Below are 315 nucleotides of genomic sequence, written 5' to 3'. Positions count from 1 at the left end.
GCAGCACGGGCACCGCAGGCAGCACCGGGGGCACCGGCAGCGCCCCGGCGGTCTGGAGCACCGACTACCGGCTGACACGCTACTACTACCTGAACGGCCAGCGCATCGGCGACGTCTCCAACCAGGGTGCCAGCCGCGAAGACTACGCCCAGAGCCTGGCGCGGCAATGGGGCGGCTACCGCAACGACGAGCGCTACACCCAGTGGAAACCGGTGGATAGCGCCGACTTCGACCAGAACTACGAACCGATCAGCCCGAGCTACCCGGCAGCCGTGCCGGGCCGCTACATCGTGCAGAGCGGCGACAGCCTGCGCA

Annotated in this window: 1 protein-coding gene; it reads left to right on the top strand. The window is 69.2% G+C overall.

Annotation, left to right across the window (positions count from 1 at the left end):
* Positions 1-315 (top strand): hypothetical protein (locus tag PZA18_RS25850; protein WP_284103493.1); only part of this gene is annotated, 315 nt, incomplete at both ends.

Origin of the sequence: Parachitinimonas caeni (genome assembly GCF_030129945.1) — a bacterium.
Classification (GTDB): domain Bacteria; phylum Pseudomonadota; class Gammaproteobacteria; order Burkholderiales; family Chitinimonadaceae; genus Parachitinimonas; species Parachitinimonas caeni.
Note: the sequence above shows the minus strand (reverse complement) of the source record. Positions and strands in the feature narration are given on the sequence as shown.